At 40.6% G+C, this 20,753-nt stretch carries 12 protein-coding genes and 4 tRNA genes; 7 read left to right on the forward strand and 9 right to left on the reverse strand.

Going from position 1 to position 20,753, the window contains the following annotated elements; translation table 11 throughout:
* Positions 1-150: 150 nt before the first annotated feature.
* The 5 genes from tuf to AAW12_RS03595 form a co-directional block, all read right to left on the reverse strand.
* Positions 151-1,335, reverse strand: a complete 1,185-nt coding sequence (gene tuf, locus AAW12_RS03575; protein WP_046672243.1) for an elongation factor Tu — start codon at positions 1,333-1,335, stop codon at positions 151-153.
* 71 nt (positions 1,336-1,406) lie between these two features.
* A tRNA-Thr gene (locus tag AAW12_RS03580) sits at positions 1,407-1,478 on the reverse strand.
* A gap of 95 nt (positions 1,479-1,573) precedes the next feature.
* Positions 1,574-1,646 (reverse strand) — tRNA-Gly (locus AAW12_RS03585).
* A 50-nt stretch (positions 1,647-1,696) separates the two neighbouring features.
* Positions 1,697-1,777 (reverse strand) — tRNA-Tyr (locus AAW12_RS03590).
* Between the two features lie 26 nt (positions 1,778-1,803).
* Positions 1,804-1,876, reverse strand: a tRNA-Thr gene (locus AAW12_RS03595).
* 326 nt (positions 1,877-2,202) lie between these two features.
* Between AAW12_RS03595 and AAW12_RS03600 the strand changes: the two genes are divergently transcribed.
* Positions 2,203-3,366: a BamA/TamA family outer membrane protein gene (locus AAW12_RS03600; protein ID WP_046672244.1), complete on the forward strand. Its 1,164-nt coding sequence runs from the start codon at positions 2,203-2,205 to the stop codon at positions 3,364-3,366.
* Between the two features lie 167 nt (positions 3,367-3,533).
* On the opposite strand, the gene AAW12_RS26595 is transcribed toward AAW12_RS03600, so the two are convergent.
* The 4 genes from AAW12_RS26595 to AAW12_RS03620 all read right to left on the reverse strand — a co-directional run bounded on the left by AAW12_RS26595 (position 3,534) and on the right by AAW12_RS03620 (position 8,277).
* Positions 3,534-4,052: a hypothetical protein gene (locus AAW12_RS26595; RefSeq protein WP_046672245.1), complete on the reverse strand. Its 519-nt coding sequence runs from the start codon at positions 4,050-4,052 to the stop codon at positions 3,534-3,536.
* A gap of 125 nt (positions 4,053-4,177) precedes the next feature.
* Positions 4,178-5,497 (reverse strand): sensor histidine kinase, encoded by a 1,320-nt coding sequence (locus AAW12_RS03610; RefSeq protein WP_046672246.1) that lies wholly within the window; start codon positions 5,495-5,497, stop codon positions 4,178-4,180.
* A gap of 3 nt (positions 5,498-5,500) precedes the next feature.
* The gene (locus AAW12_RS03615; RefSeq protein ID WP_046672287.1) at positions 5,501-6,862 is read right to left on the reverse strand and encodes a sigma-54-dependent transcriptional regulator; all 1,362 of its coding nucleotides are present in this window, start codon (positions 6,860-6,862) and stop codon (positions 5,501-5,503) included.
* Positions 6,863-6,894: 32 nt separating this feature from the next.
* Positions 6,895-8,277: a TolC family protein gene (locus AAW12_RS03620; RefSeq protein WP_197083967.1), complete on the reverse strand. Its 1,383-nt coding sequence runs from the start codon at positions 8,275-8,277 to the stop codon at positions 6,895-6,897.
* A gap of 656 nt (positions 8,278-8,933) precedes the next feature.
* Here AAW12_RS03620 and AAW12_RS03625 point away from each other — a divergent pair.
* From AAW12_RS03625 to AAW12_RS03650, 6 genes are all read left to right on the forward strand, one after another.
* Positions 8,934-10,187 (forward strand): efflux RND transporter periplasmic adaptor subunit, encoded by a 1,254-nt coding sequence (locus AAW12_RS03625; RefSeq protein ID WP_046672247.1) that lies wholly within the window; start codon positions 8,934-8,936, stop codon positions 10,185-10,187.
* Between the two features lie 62 nt (positions 10,188-10,249).
* A complete protein-coding gene (locus AAW12_RS03630; protein ID WP_046672248.1) occupies positions 10,250-12,616 on the forward strand; it encodes an ABC transporter permease in 2,367 nt (788 codons plus the stop codon).
* A 95-nt stretch (positions 12,617-12,711) separates the two neighbouring features.
* A complete protein-coding gene (locus AAW12_RS03635) occupies positions 12,712-13,389 on the forward strand; it encodes an ABC transporter ATP-binding protein (RefSeq protein ID WP_046672289.1) in 678 nt (225 codons plus the stop codon).
* A 44-nt stretch (positions 13,390-13,433) separates the two neighbouring features.
* Positions 13,434-15,839, forward strand: a complete 2,406-nt coding sequence (locus AAW12_RS03640; protein WP_084823066.1) for an ABC transporter permease — start codon at positions 13,434-13,436, stop codon at positions 15,837-15,839.
* Between the two features lie 48 nt (positions 15,840-15,887).
* Positions 15,888-18,263 carry an ABC transporter permease gene (locus AAW12_RS03645; protein ID WP_046672250.1) on the forward strand — a complete coding sequence of 792 codons (2,376 nt, stop codon included), beginning with the start codon at positions 15,888-15,890 and terminating at the stop codon, positions 18,261-18,263.
* A gap of 60 nt (positions 18,264-18,323) precedes the next feature.
* Positions 18,324-20,744: an ABC transporter permease gene (locus AAW12_RS03650; RefSeq protein ID WP_046672251.1), complete on the forward strand. Its 2,421-nt coding sequence runs from the start codon at positions 18,324-18,326 to the stop codon at positions 20,742-20,744.
* Positions 20,745-20,753 lie beyond the last annotated feature (9 nt).

Consider the following 20,753-nt stretch of genomic DNA (forward strand, 5'->3'; position numbering starts at 1 on the left):
TGTGATGCAAATATAGTGTTTTAAACCACTTTCTGCAAATCTTTTTTTACTTTTTTTTATTCTAATCCGATAAATCGCTTATCGAAAAAATAAGCTAATCAACCTCAGTCGATTAGCTTATTCTATGTGATTCTAAATCTTTATTAAAGACTAGATAATTTCAGTTACCTGACCAGCACCTACTGTACGACCACCCTCACGGATAGCGAAACGTAGACCTTTTTCCATTGCAATAGCAGAAATTAATTTCACGCTGATTGTAACGTTATCACCTGGCATAACCATTTCAGTACCTTCTGGTAAAGAGATCTCTCCAGTTACGTCAGTTGTACGGAAATAGAATTGAGGACGGTATTTGTTGAAGAATGGAGTGTGACGGCCACCTTCAGCTTTTGACAATACGTAAACCTCAGCTTTGAAATGATCGTGAGGAGTTACTGAACCTGGTTTACAGATAACCATACCACGTTTGATATCAGTTTTCTCAATACCACGTAACAATAAACCTACGTTATCACCAGCCTCACCGTAATCTAAGATTTTACGGAACATCTCAACACCTGTTACTGTAGATTTCAAGTTTTCAGCACCCATACCTAAGATCTCAACTGGATCACCAGAGTTGATTACACCTCTTTCGATACGACCTGTAGCAACTGTACCACGACCTGTGATCGAGAATACGTCTTCTACTGGCATCAAGAAAGGTAAGTCAGTCAAACGTGGAGGAATTGGAATGTAGTTATCTACAGCATCCATCAATTCCATGATTTTATCAACCCACTCAGGCTCACCGTTCAATGCACCTAAAGCAGAACCTTTGATTACAGGGATATCATCACCAGGGAATTCGTAGAATGATAATAACTCACGAACTTCCATTTCAACTAAGTCTAACAACTCAGGGTCATCAACTAAGTCAGTTTTGTTCATGAATACTACTAACGCAGGAACACCTACTTGGCGAGCCAACAAGATGTGCTCACGAGTTTGAGGCATAGGACCATCAGTCGCAGCAACTACGATGATAGCACCGTCCATTTGAGCAGCACCAGTTACCATGTTCTTAACGTAGTCAGCGTGACCTGGACAGTCAACGTGTGCATAGTGACGGTTAGCTGTAGAATATTCTACGTGTGCAGTATTGATTGTGATACCACGCTCTTTTTCTTCAGGAGCAGAGTCAATTGAATCAAATGAACGAGCTTCTGACAAACCTTTATCAGCCAATACTTTAGTGATAGCAGCTGTAGTTGTAGTTTTACCGTGGTCAACGTGACCGATAGTACCAATGTTTAAGTGTGGTTTACTACGGTCAAATTTCTCTTTTGCCATGTTTATGCGAATTAGTAATTATAAATTATTTCTATTTGTTATATACTCTTGCTTAACTTTACACAAGTACGAGCCAAAGATGGGATTTGAACCCACGACCTCTTCCTTACCAAGGAAGTGCTCTACCCCTGAGCTACTTCGGCTTACTAAAAAACCTTATTTACGTATTAATGCCCCCACCTTTAGATACATTATTATCAAAGAAGATAGAGACTAAATTTAATACTTGAAAAATTTGAGCGGAAGACGAGGTTCGAACTCGCGACCTATAGCTTGGAAGGCTATCGCTCTACCAACTGAGCTACTTCCGCTTAATAATTAGAAACTAGAGCAAATCTAACACCCTAATTAAAATAAAGTGTGGAGGGAGAAGGATTCGAACCTTCGAAGCCGAAGCAACGGATTTACAGTCCGTCCCATTTGACCGCTCTGGAACCCCTCCAGACCTGTAACTTTCGTTACATTTAGAGCCTCTTATCGGAATCGAACCAATGACCTACTGATTACAAGTCAGTTGCTCTACCAGCTGAGCTAAAGAGGCTTCTAATATCTTTATTTAAACTTACATTCTATCAACGTCTGACTAAGCATTTCTACCTTTTCAGCGAGTGCAAATATCGAATTTACTTTTGATTTCTGCAAGTTTATTTTTTATTTTTTTTCATTTAAAGAACTAAGCAAACTTTCGTTGTTTTGAACCGTTGTTCCCTTGTTTGCTGATGCAAAGATAGACACAAAACTCACTTTACAAAAATATTTGTCAAAAAAAAAAGACAGTTTTCGGCAATTATACTGATATGCAGCACAATAATTTTTGATTGCATATTTACCTGTTTTGGTTATTTGGCTAATATACTATCTTTGGGCATGCAAATTTTACCGCAATCACTTTCAAAACTTACCCGATACTCCGTACTATTCACGGTATTTTTAGTAGGATCGGCCGAATTGAAAGCTCAAAATATTATTCAAAAATTGAGTAAAAAATTTCTTTCCTCCGAAAGAGATTCTACACGCTCCGGTAGTTTTATGGTTTTACCGGCCGTTGGTTATGCGCAGGAAACAGGCGTCGAATACGGCCTGGCAAGCGCTTATAATTTCTACCTGGACAAATCTGATCCCAAAATCCGCACCTCCACCGTCATGGTCATGGGAACCTTTACATCCAATAGTCAGTCTAACTTCAAGCTGCAGACAGATCTTTGGACCAAAAACAACGATTATCATCTGATCAGTGAAATACGCTACCGCAATTGGCCCTTTAACTATTATGGCGTCGGTATGGACACCTGGAAAGCAGATGAAGAACGCATTGATCAAAAATTATTTCGCGTCAAACTCGAAGCTGAGAAAAAAGTCAGCAATAACCTCTATTCGGGTATCAACATTCAATACGACAACTTCACCATCCGTAGCGATAGTGCCGATCGCATTTTCAATCATTCCGATCTTATTGGAAAGCATGGTGGGCAACAGTTACTCGTAGGTCTCTCACAATTGTTTGATAATAGGGACAACGTTTCTTATACAACAAAGGGATATTATGCTAAATTGCGACTGGCCTATGCTCCAAAGTTATGGACAAGTACTGATTTTACGGGGGCAAACCTTGATGTAGATCTCCGTGGCTTTATTCCCCTGCACAACCAGGTCACGCTAGCCCTGCAAGGAATCTTTCGCTCCACATTTGGAAAAACCGTACCATTTTACAACTACCGTGAGCTCGGTGGAGACATGATGATGCGCGGATATTACCTCGGACGTTATCGCGACAAAAATTACCTTGCCTCGCAGGCTGAACTCCGTTATCGCTTTCATCCACGCTTTGGCATTGTTGGATTTTCAGGGCTCGGATCGACCTTTTCCAAGGAAAATAGCAGCCGATATGTCGCAAGTTATGGCGGTGGCTTAAGATATTTCTTTAGTCTCGAACACAATAGCAGTATACGCTTTGATTATTCCTTTGGTGAACAACGGCCTGGAGAAAAACGACAATCGGGTTTCTATCTGTCCCTAAGTGAAGCTTTTTAATAAAAAAATAGCCCTGTAAAAAAGAACAGCATCCCTGATTAGACCTTATGGATGCTGTTCCCCGCTCCCTTTCCAATGCCCACACATTTAAAAAGCACATATCAGTTTCAACGGAACGCTGTTGATGACTGTCCAACCCCCAACCAGGCCGTGTCAGTAACAGCAATCTAAAATCGTATCAGAAAATGCTCTTTTCGTTGTTCTTTTCTAAAGTAAACCAACCCAATTCGGTATAGATCTATGGTAACCACAACACGATTATCCTGTTTCAGCTTGTTCCAGTAGGCTTCCCTTTTCGCTGACACATGGGGTTCGTTTATAATCAATAGATCTCGATCGCCAACATTTTCTAAAAAATTCAGGTCAAGATCCTCCAGGTCAATATAATAAATATGTCGGTACGCATAACTCCCACATTGGTCCTGCAAAAGATTCCGATAGCTTTCGAGCGGACAATCGGCCCAATAGCTAAAATTGTCGTAAGCAAATGTCTTTAATAGTCGATCGATTAATGCATACTTTTTCTGTTCTAGCTTGCTTCCGTTTTGAATAGTTTGCGGTAATTCTGAAACGCTCGCTTTGGATGCCCTTCGATAGATCACTTCGTCAACCAATTTATAAACAAAAGGAGAATGGGTCCCATGGCGACTATGGGATACAAAATAATGCCGCCAATACTTAAGCATGTAGTTCATTTCGCTGCAAACATCGCTAAATTTTATGATTTTTCACATGGAACATTAGGTTTTTTGCTACCCCGGAATACATGCTATTAAACTGGAAAAATAACAGACCAGAAGAAATATGCCTGCTAAAACTGAAGGACAAAAACACTTCCCTCTCCCTCCGTGCTATTGAGAAAAATAGTCCCTTTGTGCAATAGCATGATCTGTTTGCTTAGGGTAAGGCCGACACCTGTGCCCGTTTTCTTTGTTGTAAAAAATGGCGTGAAGATCTGCTCCTGAAGGTCGGCAGGAATCCCTGCCCCGTTATCTTCAATCCGGATCTGCACCTTGCCGTCCACTTCAAGAGCAGATAAACTTATATAGGCTTCTTCCCTATTTTTAACCGCATCTATCGCATTCAACATTAAGTTAATAATAACCTGTTCGATCAAATTGACGTCGGCAGATAAAATGAGCCTTGTATTTTTCAGGATAATATCGACATCAATATTTTTCTGAATCAAGGTTGGTTCAAGCAGTTGATAGATATGTTCAAATAACTGCGAAATTTGAATCGGCGCTAGCTGCGGCTGATCGACTTTATTGATCATGCGATAACTCTTCGCAAAATGTAAAAGTCCTTCGCTACGGCGTTTTATGGTGGAAATACCTGTTTTTAGATCATCAATATCCTCAGCTCCTTTAAAATGGTCCAAACGACCGTTTAAGGTTTCAGCCAGTGAGCTGATTGGAGCGATGGAATTCATGATTTCATGTGTCAATACACGCAATAACTTGTGCCATGCCTTTGTTTCTGTCTCATCAATTGCTTCGTTGATATTTTGGTACACGACAATGCGAAACAAAGCGTCCTGTGTCTCAAAGCTTGAGCTCTGAATCAATAATTTTATTTTTCCTTTACTTGACTGAACGGACTCCATCTGCTGCTGTCCGTTTTCAAGTAACATGGTTTTTTCATAAAGATCATTGTTTTTTTTCTTCAACCCAGCGATGTTTCCGAGATGTGGCAAATGAAATAGTTGCTTAAAAGCCTCATTCACCCACATCACCTTTCCACTATCCATTTCGTAAAAGATAATTGCCGAATTTAGCATATTGATTACACGATCGAGGTATTGATGCTGAATTTCCTGCTTAATGCTGATCTCTTTATAGGTTTCGTTGATCTGATTAAAGGCCATAAAAAGCTGCCCCTCTACCGACTTGGTATTTTTCACCAGGAAACGTCTGGTAAAATCACGGTATTTGACCGCTTCGGAAAATTCAATCAGCTGTCTGGCCAAAAAATTATATTGTGCATATAGGTTAAAACCAAGGTATAGCATTATACAGAAGATCAAAGCCGCCTGTACATATTCCCTTTTAAGTAACAGATAAGCACTCACAAGTGCTGCTATCAGCAGTACTATAACCTTGATTGCATTTAAGATTTTTCCGTGCCTCATTGACTAAATATCATATTTCTCCAAACGTCTATACAACGCTGCTCTTGTAAGCCCTAATTCTTTTGCTGCTTTACTGATATTTCCGTTATAACGCTCGATTGCCGACTTGATTGCTTTACGTTCCAATTCTTCCAGATTCTGACTGCTCGGACTGGATTCGACAACTCGGTTATCTGTTTGCTGTTCTATTGGTGAGAAAAAGAGGTCATTTCCGGCAATACTGAGTTGATCAGCCATAATAACGGCACGCTCGATGCTGTATTGGAGTTCTCGGACGTTGCCGGGAAAATGATATGCACACATTTTTTTTACTGCATCCGTTTCGAAGCCTTCAATCCGCTTATTATATTTCTTTGAATAAATATCGAGAAAATGATCAGCCAATAGTTTGATATCTTCCCCCCTTTCACGCAATGGCGGCACCTGAATTTCAACGGTATTGATCCGATAAATTAAGTCTTTTCGAAAACGGCTTTCATCAGCGAGCTGTTTCAATGGAACATTGGTTGCTGAGATCAAGCGTATATCCACCGATATTGGTTGGTAGGAACCTAACGGTGTCACCTGTCTATTCTGTAGTACCGTCAACAATTTGGCTTGTTGCTGCAAAGAGATATTGCCAATTTCATCGAGGAACAAGGTCCCCCCATTTGCCGCTTCAAATCGCCCTTGACGGTCTTCACGTGCATCCGTAAATGCGCCCTTCTTATAACCGAAAAGCTCGCTTTCAAACAATGTTTCTGTGAGCGCCCCAACATCAACCTTAACATAAGTCCGATCTGAACGCAAGGATCTTCGTTGAATAGCTTGAGCAATCAGGTCTTTCCCTGTCCCATTTTCACCTAATATTAATATATTGGCATCAGTTGGCGCTATTTTTTCCAATTTATATTGCAGTTCGTCCATAACAACAGAGTTACCAATCAAATCAAGACTATTGGCACTACTGAGCAAGGAACTTTTACTTTTCTTTTCTTTATTTTTTGATTCAGCAAGAGCGCTTTCGATCGTTGCCAATAATTGTTCATTTTCCCAGGGTTTCACAACAAAATCTGATGCTCCCTGTTTCAGCGATTTCACAGCGAGGTCGACAGCTCCATACGCCGTAATCATAATGACATGTATCTGAGGAAACTTTTCTTTGATCCGGGACAACCAATATAATCCCTCATTACCGGTATTGATCGTACTTTTAAAATTCATATCTAAAAGTACCAGATCATAAGGCGTTTTCTCCAGATGTGCTATTAAGTTCTCGGGATTGGGTTCAACTTGTATATGACTGACTTTAGGTTTAAGCAAGATTCTTGCCGCAGTTAATAAATCCTGGTCATCATCAACGACTAAAATAGATGCTTTTTTCATACTTCCTGACTTCATTGAAGATACTAAGATAATTATAAATTCAACGAGCCTGCGTAATAATCATTGATATATTTTTGCAGCAGCCATTCATACTGCTTGACGACCAATTGAATCTGACTGTTGTCAAATTTGTTTTTTGCCGTTAAAAAAATCACTGAATTACTGTTTCCCAATTCGAAAACGACTTTGGCTATGCGAAAAGACTCCGCGTAGTTTTCATTTTGACTACGTAATTGTGTAATCATGTTACTCGCATTCTGTAGATTAAAAACCGCATTGGACGTCGCCGATCGTAAGACATTTTGTTGGATCTCTTTTTGAAATTTAGCAGCTTGTAGATCTAATTTTGCCAGGCGGACGTTGTTATATACTTGCAAATGATTAAAAATGGGAATTGAGAGATTTAGAGAAATAGACTTTCCCACGTTATTACGCATTTGGGACCAATACGTTCCTTGAATCCCCAATTTCGAATAATTTGATCCTAAGCCAGCGCTCAGACTCAAAGACGGATAATAGTATGATTTCGCAATCTTAATATCCCGCTCCGCCACTTTAATCCGATAATCCAAAGCTTTAATATCAGGCAATTGGTCGACAGCCATATCATATAATTGCTTCTCATCCAAACGCTGCCCTGTCTCATTTATTCCGATATTGTCCAATTCCCCTAATTGATTTTCAGCCATATTCAATAAGGCCGCCAGTTTCACCCGGCTGCTGTATAGTAACTGACGATTATTTTCAATCGTGTTGACATCATTTGCCAGTTGTCCTTTCAAATCAAAATAATCCCCAGGGTTAATTGCGCCTTCCTTATGCATGCTCTCCGCACGTCTGACCTGTTCTCGGGTTACTTCAGTTTGCATTTCGGATTGCCGCAATATATCCTGGGCAGTCAAGCTTTGAATATAAGCGGTAATAACATCTAGTTTTAGGTTATTAATCTGCGTATCAAAAGTCAATTTACCAGCTGTCTTTGCATCAGCACGCATCCGAATTTCGTTAAATAGACGAAACCCTCTAAATAACGGCAGGCTGGCTCCCAAAGAAAAATTCCCTGTTGAGTTGTTGGATGAAATATATTGAAGGGTCGAGTTATCCTGCGATCGACCTGAGGTCAGGCTATGTTGTAGGCTCGCATCGACATCGGGAAGTCTATTCGCTTTCGCCTGAGCTAAATTCACCTCCGCACGCTTCACATCGAGTTCATTCTGCAATAAGGTTGGATTGGCCTTTATTGCCAACTGGATACACTCAGCTAAGCTCCGCTTGGCAATTTGTTTATCGTCGACCGCTGCAATTGTTGCTGTCCCCGACACTCTTTCCGTTAGTTGCTGCTCCGTCTGTTGCGCCCCTGCCTTAGCATAACTCAATAAAAAGCATAATGTACTATATATATAAACTCTCTTCATATCCATTTTTTATTTTCTTGCCGACCATCGCCATGCCAAACAACAAAAACACTAACTATCAAATAGATACAAAAAACATATTTTCAAAAATGTTCATTAATGAACAGTCGGTGTGCGTAGTTGGACAATAGCAAAGTCAAACTGTATAAATAGAAGAATGATTCAAATCAAATTCGGCATTTATTCATCTATTCAATGGATATAAGTCGGTGCTTATTCGGTTTTTCTTCGGTTACAACCGAACAAGCACCGAAGGAGTACCGAACAAGTACCGAATAAGCACCGAGTAATCTCCGAATACAATAGCTATTGTCTTATACTGAAATAGATCGAAATCCTGACTTCTGAATAGACCTCTTTTGCCAACCTTCAGGACTAATCGATCATTATAGCTACGTCCCCTTAACCCATTTACGCTAGCAGAATAACCTTTGCTCCACCGGAACTTATGTGCATCACCGCAGCCAAATTATAGTTGCTCACAGCGCTTCAGTTGACGCCCTAAACAGCAAAAAACTTCCAGTTGTACGCCTTCGTACAAGAAGTGTCCGCTATCGAACACCAAGCTTAACACTCAACAAAATAAAAACCTACCAATCAGCAAATTACATTCTTGGCACAGCTTTCATAGTTACATACAAAATTGATATTAAATTATGGACAGACCTTTAGAAAAGAAGAAGTGGAATAGCAAACGTATCATGACTATTGTGGGGGTTGCTGGCTTAGTTGGATTGATCAGCGCCAGTTTCTATTTTACCTCCGGCAAAAGCAAACTGAATGTTGAAGCTGACCGCATCTCTATTGTCGAAATAAAAAACGGTAACTTTCAAGAATTTATCCCCATAAATGGCACAGTGCTTCCCATTAGCAGTATATACCTCGATGCATCTGTAGGTGGACGTGTAGAAGAAAAATTTGTAGAAGATGGCGCTATCCTGAAAAAAGGGGATGCCATCATGCGTCTTTCCAATACCGATCAGGAGCTTACCCTGGTACAACAAGAAACGCAAGTGCTCAATCTATTGACACAGTCACAAATTGCGCAGACCAATGCACAACAAGCATCAATCAACAACCGCAACCAAATGGCTGATGTAGAACAGGCCTACCGGGAAGCGGAGCGGATCTATAATCTAAACAGAAAATTACTTGCCGAAAAAGCCATTGGGACACAGGAGTTCGAAAAATCAAAGAACGAATACAACTATCAAAAAGAACGGGTCAACTTGACCAAACAGATCCTGAAACAGGACGAAATCTCCAATGCGCAGAAAACCAATCAGGACAAACAAACCTACCAACGCACGCAGAGTGCATTGGAACTGATGAAAAGGAAAATTGGCGACTTGATTGTTAGGGCACCTGTTGACGGGCAATTGACCGCCTTCGATGCAGAAATCGGGCAAAATAAAAACGCAGGGGAACGATTGGGACAAATCGACGTCTTAACAGGATTCAAAGTGCGTGCTGACATCGATGAACATTATATCAACCGTATTTTCCCAGATCTACAAGGGGAGTTTTCTATCGGTGAAAAAACCTACAAACTCCGTATCAAGAAAGTCTATACACAAGTCACCAATGGCCGATTCCAGGTTGACATGGAGTTTATCAATGATGTTCCCAAAGGGATCCGCCGTGGACAGACTTTACAAATACGTTTGGCATTAAGCGATGAAACCAAAGCGTTATTGCTGGCAAAAGGCGGTTTTTATCAACAGACCGGTGGTAACTGGATCTTCAAATTGGATAAAAATGGAAGTACAGCATATCGTGTCGATATCCAATTAGGAAGACAAAATCCGGAATATTATGAGGTTATCAAAGGTCTACAACCGGGCGATAAGGTTATCGTATCGAGCTATGAGACCTACGATAAGGTGCAAGAGCTAAATATTAAAAAGTAACATCTAGCGGTTATCGAGCACATCAGATCTCTCGATAACCGCTTTTATCATACGACTTAATTATGATTAAAAACTTTATTAAAACCGCACTTCGCAACCTTTGGAAAACCAAGGGGTACAGCTTTCTTAATATTTTCGGATTGGCGGTCGGTATCGCTGCGGCATCGTTGATTTTTTTATGGGTTGAAAGCCAGTTGGGCTACAACGGTAATTTCGCCAACAAAAAGAATATCTATGTTGTCAAATCAAAACAGACTTACGATGGCGCTACTTATGTATTCGAATCGACACCCGGACCATTTGCGCAAAGCGTAGCAAAAGAAATACCCGGTATTAAGCATGCCGTTCGCATGAGCTGGAATTCGCCCATGTTATTTTCTGTAGGAGACAATAATATATTTCAGACAGGGGTATATGCCGATGGCTCCATTGCAGATGTGCTTTCCTTGGAATTTTTGGAGGGTGATCGAAAGACCGCCTTCGATCAGGTCAACAATATCGTATTATCAGAAACAGCTGCCCATAAATTATTTGGTAACCGCCCGGCATTGGGAAAAACCGTTAAAACAAACAATACTGAGCCATTTATTGTTGCAGGGGTAATCAAGGACCTACCCAAAAATAGCAGCTATGATTTTCAATGGCTGATTCCATTCAAAAAGTTTGAAGCTGGTCAGGATTGGTTGGAAAACTGGGGAAACAATGGTGTACAAACATTGGTTCAGGTCGAAGATAATGCCCATGTTGATCAGATCAACAAACAGATGATGGATTTTGTCAAACGCAAAACCAATGGTGAAGTCACGTTCTCACAAAATTACCTCTATCCAATGGAACGTTGGATTACTTACAACCAATTTGACAATAGCGGAAATGAAATAGAAGGCGGTATTAAAAATATACGTCTATTTACCTTTATTGCTTGGGTTGTTCTATTAATTGCCTGCATCAATTTTATGAATCTCGCAACAGCAAGATCAGAAAAAAGAGCAAAAGAAGTCGGTATGCGTAAAGTTGTTGGCGCAAGCCGCAAATCTTTGGTGACGCAATTCCTAGGGGAATCGCTCGTATTGGCAACCATCTCTTCCCTGGTAGCCTTGTTGCTGATTTACATCTTTATCGGTCCCTTCAATGCAATGATAGGCCAAGAGCTGAAGGTTAATTTATCGGCACCTTTACACCTCCTTTTTCTGTTGGCAATTACCCTTGCCTGTGGCCTATTTGCAGGTAGCTATCCCGCATTTTTCCTATCCGCATTCAAACCACTAACGACAATTAAAGGTGCGAAGCAAAAAGCCGGAAGCGGAAGTCTTGTACGCAAAGGATTGGTGATTTTACAATATACGGCATCCGTCGTTTTGATTATCTGTACCATTATTATCTACCAACAGATTCAGCACAACAAGAACAGGGATCTCGGATTTGATAAGAGTCAGGTGTTGACAACAGCGCTACAAGGCGATATGGCCAAACATCTCCCACTGATTAAAAATCAATTATTGGCAACAGGAGCTGTGCAAGAGGTCGGTGTCAGTGATATGAGTATACTCAATATCAACTCCAATACGTCCGGTTTTAGCTGGGATGGAAAAGATCCAAATGCCAGTATTTTGATTGGCATGTTACGTTCTGATGAAGGTCTTATTCCAGCTTTGGATCTAAAGCTTTTTGACGGTAGAAACTTCCATCAAAATTTTGTAGGTGATAGCACCTCGGTTATCATCAACGAAGCATTTGCAAAACTGATCAAAAAAGATGGCCTTGTGGCCGGTAATATCATCAGTTACGGTGAGGAAAAGTTCACCATCGCCGGTGTCGTCAAGAACTTCGTTTATAACAATGTGTATGCCGATCCTGAGCCGATGCTATTTCTACCGATGAATAGAGATAATGGCATCATGACCATCAAAACAAAGGCTGGAGTAGATTTACCAGATGCCATTCAACAAATTGAGAAGGTCATCGTCAAAAATAACCCGGGCTTCCCTTTTGACTATAAATTTTTAGATGATAGTTTCAATAATAAGTTTAAAGCTGAGCTTTTTGTACAGCAACTATCCAGTGTATTTGCACTGATGTCTATCATCATCTCCTGCCTGGGCCTGTTTGGTTTAGCCGCCTTTGCAACAGAGCAACGCGCAAAAGAAATCAGTATTCGTAAAGTCCTGGGGGCCTCTGTTTCGGGACTTATCCAAATGCTCAACCGTGAATTTGTTACGCTTATAGCGATCTCCTGTATCATTGCCTTTCCTATTGCATGGATCATTATGAGCAAATGGTTAACCAACTATGCACATCATGTAGAGATTTCCTGGACCATCTTTGTCATCAGTGCTGTGGCAGCAATTGTTATTGCCCTACTGACGATCAGTTCACAGGCATTTAAAGCGGCGATAGCCAATCCGACGAAGACTTTAAGAGATCAATAAACAATTAAATAAACAGAATTTAATAACAGAAATAATAACTGTCCAAGGCAATATCGCCAAGGATCCAAAACATAAAAACCATGAGCACAAAAAATATGATCAAGATCACAAACCTTCAAAAGTATTACCGCACTGAAGAAGTTGAAACCGTCGCATTAAACAACCTAAACATTCATGTCAAAGAGGGCGAGTTTGTTGCTGTAATGGGTCCTTCGGGCTGTGGAAAATCGACTTTACTCAATATTATCGGATTGCTGGATGATTTGGATGAAGGAAGCTATCTGTTCAACGAGATTGAAGTTGCCAAATTCAAAGAACGTGGTCGCTCAGATCTCCGCAAACATAACATTGGTTTTGTATTCCAGAGCTTCAATCTAATCGATGAACTAACGGTATTTGAAAACGTGGAACTTCCACTGGTTTATACCAATGTTCCAGCTGCAGAACGCAAAAAGCGTGTAGAAGAAGTTTTGGAAAAAGTCCAGATCATGCACCGCCGAAATCACTTTCCACAACAGCTTTCCGGAGGTCAGCAACAACGTGTGGCCGTTGCTCGCGCAGTCGTGAATAATCCAAAATTGATTCTTGCCGATGAGCCTACAGGTAACCTCGATTCCAATAATGGTAACGAAGTCATGCAGCTCCTTACTGAATTGAACGAGGCCGGCACAACCATCGTCATGGTAACACACAGTGAGCACGATGCTAAGTTTTCTGATCGTGTGATCCGGATGCTAGATGGGCAAGTAATTATGGAAACAACTTCAGTATAAGACAACTCATATATAACCAAGATATTAAACCTAATAACCTGTAGATGATGAGTACGATTAAATTAATTTTCAGACAACTATGGCGTAACCGTCTTTTCACATTTTTAAATGTACTTGGGCTTGCCATCGGAATAAGTGCCTGTTGGCTTATTTTCCGTATCGTCAATTATGAATTTAGTTTTGATCAGCATCATCCGGAAAGTGAGCAGATTTACAAGGTCCATACCTCCTATGAAGAAAAGGATAAATTAGATCATTTCGATGGTGTTCCCGCACCATTACCGGCATATATCAAGGAAAACTTTGTCCATGTTGAACTAACAGTACCCATCTTTAAACAATACTTTGAGCGTGTCAGTAATATTGGCGGCACGCAGAAAATAGAGTTTGAAGATCAACCCGATATCATCGGTACCACGGGAGACTATTTCAAAATGACACCTTATGTTTGGTTAGCTGGCGACCAAAGGAATATACTAAAAAATAGCCATGAAGTCATCCTGACAGAATCGCGGGCTAAATTGTATTTCCCAAACAGGTCAATAGACCAAATCATAGGACAGACTTTGTCCTATGATAGTACATTATACAATGTCACCGGCATTGTAAAAGATCTAGCCCATCCAAGCAGCTTTTTGGGTAAAGAATTTATCCAGATTCCAGAAAAGGAATGGAATAGCACAAACTGGAACAATTCAAATTCAAATTGGCAGCTCTTTATTAAGGTAAAATCATCGGCTTCCCTTCCTAACCTCATAAAGACAGCCGATAAAAAGGCCTATGAGATGACGCATGCCGAATTTGACAAGTTTGGGTTTAAAATGCATGTAAACACAGTACCTTTAAAAGACTTACATTTTACTTCTTACGCGCAAAATAATGTTAATAAGAAAATAATGTATGGCCTAATCGGCATAGGTATATTTTTGCTTTTACTCGCCTGTGTCAATTACATCAATCTCGCTACCGCCCAAATCCCACAGCGGGCTAAAGAGATTGGTATCAGAAAGACATTAGGAGAAAGCCAGAAAAGAATTACAAAGTCCTTTTTGTTGGAAACATTTTGCATTACAGCTTTTTCGGTGCTTTTATCTTGGCCTTTACTTATTCTCATTCAAACAGTTTTAGCCTCCTATATTCCCGATCAGCTCAAGTTGTATCCCGATCCATGGGGAGTATCGCTATTTTTAGCAACACTTACAATCACGATTACCTTAATTTCCTCAGGTTACCCGATTTTATTAACAAACAAAGTCAAGATTGTTGAAGTCATTAAAATATCAAATGCGCAAAGTCTCAAATTTGGCAATCTTTCTTTTCGGAAAATGCTCATTATATTTCAATTTTTGATTGCTCAGCTGTTTGTTATTTCAACTTGCATCATTGGTCTACAGTTGAAACATGCGCTACAGAATAACTCCGGCTTCGATAAGGATGCGATCATTACCCTACGTTTCCCGAGTAAAAGCTACCAGGACAGTAATGTTGATCCTTTTGTTTTTAAGCAAGCGATTAAGCACATCACAGGTGTAGAGCAGGCTTCATTGGGGCATCTGCCCATGAGTAACGACCATTGGGGAAATGCCTTGTTTGCGAAAAGTGATACGGGACAGGTACAAGCTGATGTACAAATGAAATTTGTCGACCAAGATAACTTTAAACTCTATAATTTTAAAATGCTTGCTGGCCGCCCGCTGCAGTTGTCCGATACGAGCACAGGCATCGTGTTAAACTTAGCCGCCGTTCAAAAGTTAGGCTTTAAATCCGCTGAAAATGCTGTAGGTAGCTTTGTCACCTATACCGACAAACAGCGGCAGATTGTGGGTGTAACCGACAATTTTCACACAAAAAATCTCCATGCAGCCATTCAACCTGTTGTCATGCTGGGCTCTATTAAAAAATGGGAATTAAACAGACTAAGCGTCAAACTCAATAGTAATTCAACTACCTGGCCGGAAACTTTAAAACAGATTGAGAAAGAATGGAAAAAATATTATCCAAAAGCCCCATTCAAATATGATTTCTATGATCAGCAAATCAAAGAACTCTATAGCAGTGATCTAAAATTTTCGAAGATTATCAATCTATTTACATCGACGACAATTCTCATCAGCTGCCTGGGATTGATCGGTCTGGTTACCATCACCACGGTACAACGTACCAAAGAAATTGGTATTCGAAAAGTATTGGGAAGCACGGTATTGGGGATTATTGGATTATTATCAAAAGATTATATCAAACTTATACTCATTTCTATTTTGATTGCTACCCCAATTGCTTGGTGGGCGATGCACAAATGGTTGGATGATTTTGCGTATAAAATAGAGCTATCCTGGTGGATGTTTATTATTCCGGCTGCCGCAACCTTACTTATTGCATTTTTTACGATGAGCTACCAATCCATAAAAGCGGCACGTGCAAACCCAGTACATAGTTTAAGAGATGAATAAGATGATAAAGAAGCTCATTAATGAACAATACAACTAACACCTGCCCCTATGATAAAGAATTATTTAATAACCGCAATTAGAGAATTAAGGAAAAGAAAATTCTATACCGCGATCAATATATTAGGTCTGTCGGTCAGTCTTACTGCAGCGATATTAATTATTTTTTGGGTACAGGATGAACAGAGCTTTGATAAATTTCACCCAAACTATGAGGCCATATATACCGTAAATTCCCATTTAGATCCAGAACACAATGGCGCAATATGGGGGATTACGCCGGGTCCTGTAAGCAACTATGCCCAAAATGCACCCGACGTAGAATTTGCAACGCGCGTTTCACAGGATTATAATGTTACTTTGGTCAACGATAAGCTGAAACGCCCTGTAACGGATATGAGTATCTATTATGTTGATAGCAGTTTTTTTAATATGTTTCATTTTCCCTTACAAGAGGGCTCGCTTGTAGGTTTTCAGGAAAATTATAAACAGGCACTGGTCACAGCATCGACAGCGGAAAAACTCTTTAGCAGCCAGCAGGCCATTGGAAAGACCTTCCGTTACGGTACAGATCTGTTCACCGTAGCCGGTATCTTAAAAGATGTTCCACAAAATTCCTCGATGCAATTCAATGTGATCATTCCATTAGGTTATCATGCACAACGGTTTACAAATTGGGGCGGTAATGGAAAATGGAAAACAATCGATGAAGACTTAGGCAATTACAGCTTCGCTACCTACGTCAAAGTAAAACCAACGGCTTCTCCTACCCTCATTGGAAAATTTATCTCGGATAATTATACCAAAGCCCGCGATGGTGAAAATTCAACCATCTTTGTTTTAGATCCTTTAAAAACCATGCACTTAATCGCCCCGGACGGCAATAAATCGACACTTCGCATGGTGCAAATTTTTGGGATCATTGCAATCTTATTATTGGTTATTGGTGCAGTAAATTATGTCAATCTGAGTACTGCACGGGCATTGGACCGGGCGAAAGATGTTGGCATCCGAAAGATAATCGGTGCCAATCGTCTCCATCTATTCTTACAGTTTATCACCGAAACGGTTGTTGTATTCTTTTGCTCGCTCGTAATAGCTTTCATTCTTATCCTTTTACTTCATACTGGATACAATCAAATTGCACAGAAATCAATCAGCTACTCCTTCCAAAACAGTACAATATGGTTATATATAGGTGTTGCGATTATCGGCACACTAGGCTTATCCAGTATATATCCTGCGATACAGCTTTCCTCATTCAATCCCATTCATTCGTTAAAAGGAAAATCAGTTAAAGGAGTTTCCTCAACGACCATTCGTAAAATATTGGTGGTTTTTCAATTTACACTGTCTGTAACACTGATTGTATGCACCTTGGTTATCCGCAATCAACTGGATTTTATCCAAAAGATCAACCTCGGATACGACCGAGATCATGTCATTACACTTGGTCTTCCTGAGGAGGCCTACAAACATATGGACGCCATACAGACCGAACTCAAAAATAACGACGCAATACAAGGAGTCTCTCTTTCAAGTGTTTACAACATGACGGATTTCGGAAATGCCACGGGCGATATAGATTGGCCTGGCAAATCCAAAGACAACAAGCTAATTGTAGCGCAAGCCAAAATTGACAAGGATTTTATTCCGTTAATGAATATACAGTTCGTTGAGGGGAAAAATTTCACAGGCCTGCCAGCGGATTCTTCCGGATATATTATCAACGAGACCTTAGCAAAACAAATGGGGTTAAAGCCGCCATATGTGGGATCCAATATGAGTTTCCACGATTTCCCTGGACAAATTATCGGTGTGGTGAAAGATTTTCACTTCAAATCCATCAAAGATAAAATAGGTCCAATGGTCTTCTGGACGCGCTGGGGCTCGGGCACGCTTTATGTTAAAACAAGTACCAAAAAAGCCACTGAGGCCATCAAAGCATTAGAAAAGGTCTATAACCGCTATCCATCAGACACTCCTTTCAAATATACTTTCATTGATCAGCAATTTGATAGTCTATATAAATCCGAACAGCGTACAGGTTTGTTGTTCAATGTTTTTGCAGGTATCGCCATTTTTATATCTGCTTTAGGTCTGTTTGCATTGGCAACTCACGAAGCGCAAATGCGTATAAAAGAAATCGGCATCCGTAAAGTTCTTGGAGCTAGCACCTTTGGTGTCGTCCGGCTATTGGGAAAAAATTTCGTGCTACTCGTTTCCATTTCCATTCTGATTGCCTGTCCCATCGCGGTTTACCTGATGAAACAATGGTTGAGCAATTTTGCATATAAAACAGATCTAGAGCTGCAAACATTTGTCTTCGGTGGTATCCTGGCCTTGCTAATTGCCGTTGTCACCGTCAGTTATCAGGCCGTTAGAGCAGCTTTATCCAATCCCGTAGATAGTTTAAGGGACGAATAAAAAGAAATATAAGAACGTGGATGATTGATATGCATTCACTGGCACTCAAGAAATAAAGCTATGATCAAGAATTATATAAAAATAGCCTGGCGCAATATCCAGAAGAACAAAGGATACTCGACCATCAACATCATTGGCCTTGCGATAGGTTTGGCCTGTTGCCTATTGATCGCAATTTATGTTCAGAACGAACTTTCCTACGATAAGTATCACGTAAACAAAGAGCGGATTTACCGCATCGTACACGACTATAAAGATGTTAGCAGCACAGAGCAGCATCAAATCTGGGGCAATGGACCTATTGGTGAAGCTATCAAAGCAGACTTTCCAGAAATCGAGAAAGTTGTTCAATTCTCGGGTCAAACGTCTATCCTGCTCAAACAGGGCGATAAAAGATTCCAGGAGGAAAATGTATTTTTCATGGACTCTACTGCATTTGATGTCTTCAGTTGGAAGGTTTTGGCCGGCGATCCTCATACAGCTTTAAAAAACGCCTATTCTGTCGTATTAACAGAAAGTACTGCAAAGAAATATTTCGGAGATCAAAATCCCATTGGCAAGACGCTTGAGGGAGGCTTAGCTGCGGGCCGTGCTGACGCAGGTCTATATACTGTAACAGCCGTAATGGCCGATGTACCTGCTAATTCACACTTTACGTTCGATGCATTGCTCTCGATGAATACATTCAGAAAAGCACGGCCAGACGTATTTAATAAAGAAGGCTGGGATTATGTAGACTTCTACACGTACTTTCTCGCTTCAAAAGACTTTGATCCTGCTAAGTTCGACCAAAAAATACCGGAGTTTCTCAAGCGGCATCTCCCTACAAATCAAAACCCCAACGCAAAATACAATTTCCATATCGAGCCTCTCCTCCAAGCTTACATGCACTCGTCGGCAGATCGTCAACCCGGTTCAAACGGAAGTTATCAAAATCTCTATATATTCACCATCATTGGTGGCTTTATCTTACTTATTGCCTGCGTGAATTTTATGAATCTTGCGACCTCCAGGTCAATGGAAAGAGCAAAAGAAGTCGGTGTCCGAAAAACCATTGGCGCGAGCAAGAACAATCTGATCTTTCAGTTTATGTCTGAATCATTGGTTCTCGTATTCGTCAGTAGTATTTTGGCTATACTGCTCGTTATGGCTTTTCTTCCCTTTTTGGAAGCATTTTCAGGCAAACACCTCAATTATTCGTCCCTGAAAAATGGGACGACCTGGGCAATATTCGTATTCACTACCATTTTTACGGGACTTCTTGCTGCCAGCTATCCCGCGTTGATTCTAGCAAATTTCAAACCCATTACAGTACTTAAAGGAAGTTACAGTAACAGCAAAGGTGGCACATTATTACGTCGCGTATTAGTTGTTTTCCAATTTTGCCTTTCCATTGCACTCATTGCAGGTACAGTCGTCGTTTTTTCTCAACTAGATCAATTACAGCACCGAGATCTTGGATTTCAAAAAGATCAACGGCTTGTCATTGATTATAATTTCGATGATAAGGTAAACAATAACCTGGAAGCGATAAAATCCACACTCGCCAAAGACAAAGATGTCTTGTCTGTCACCGCATCACGTACGGTACCGGGAACGTTTTTTCCAAATGCCGGAACCGAAATCATGTCAGCTAACGGAACGATGACTCAATTTGCTCCTTTCTTATACGAAGTCGATGTTGACTTTATTCCTAATATCGGTTTACAGATGGCTGCGGGACGTGCTTATTCGAGAGATTTCCCTGCTGATACCGCTCATTCACTTGTTATTAATGAATCTGCGGCAAAGCAATGGGGCTATTCAAATTCACAGGATATCATAGGCAAACAATTCCGTCAATGGGGAAGAGAAGGAACTGTTATTGGAGTGGTGAAAGATTTCAACTACCTTTCTTTGCACCGTAAGATTGAGCCTTTAGCATTGCGACTTGAACCAAGCAGCAGCCGGTATTTAACCTTGAATATCCAACATGTAAACCATCCTGAGACCGTTGCGAGAATCGGCAAACTGTGGAATGAGCTCGTACCACACCGCCCATTTTTATACAGCTTTCTGGACGATAATTTCAATCGGCAATATGAAGCGGATTTTAATTTTAGAAGACTTTTTACAGCTTTCTCCGGATTGGCACTTTTTATTGCCTGTCTGGGTTTATTGGGACTTGTTACGTATACAGCCCAACAGCGTACCAAAGAAATCGGCGTACGGAAAGTTCTCGGTGCATCCATCTATAATTTAATCCTCCTCCTCTCTTCCGACTTTATCAAGTTATTGGCAGTAGCGCTCTTCATCGCGACACCGCTTTCCTGGATGGCGATGAAAAAATGGCTCGACAACTTTGCTTATCACATTGAGCCACAATGGTGGATGTTTGTCTTTGCTGGTTTCATGGCCATTATGATCGCCTTATTCACGGTAAGTTATCAGACTCTTAAGGCGGCAAGAGCAAACCCGGTAGACAGTTTAAGAGACGAATAATCTGCTATA

The organism is Sphingobacterium sp. Ag1 (assembly GCF_000988325.1).
Classification (GTDB): domain Bacteria; phylum Bacteroidota; class Bacteroidia; order Sphingobacteriales; family Sphingobacteriaceae; genus Sphingobacterium.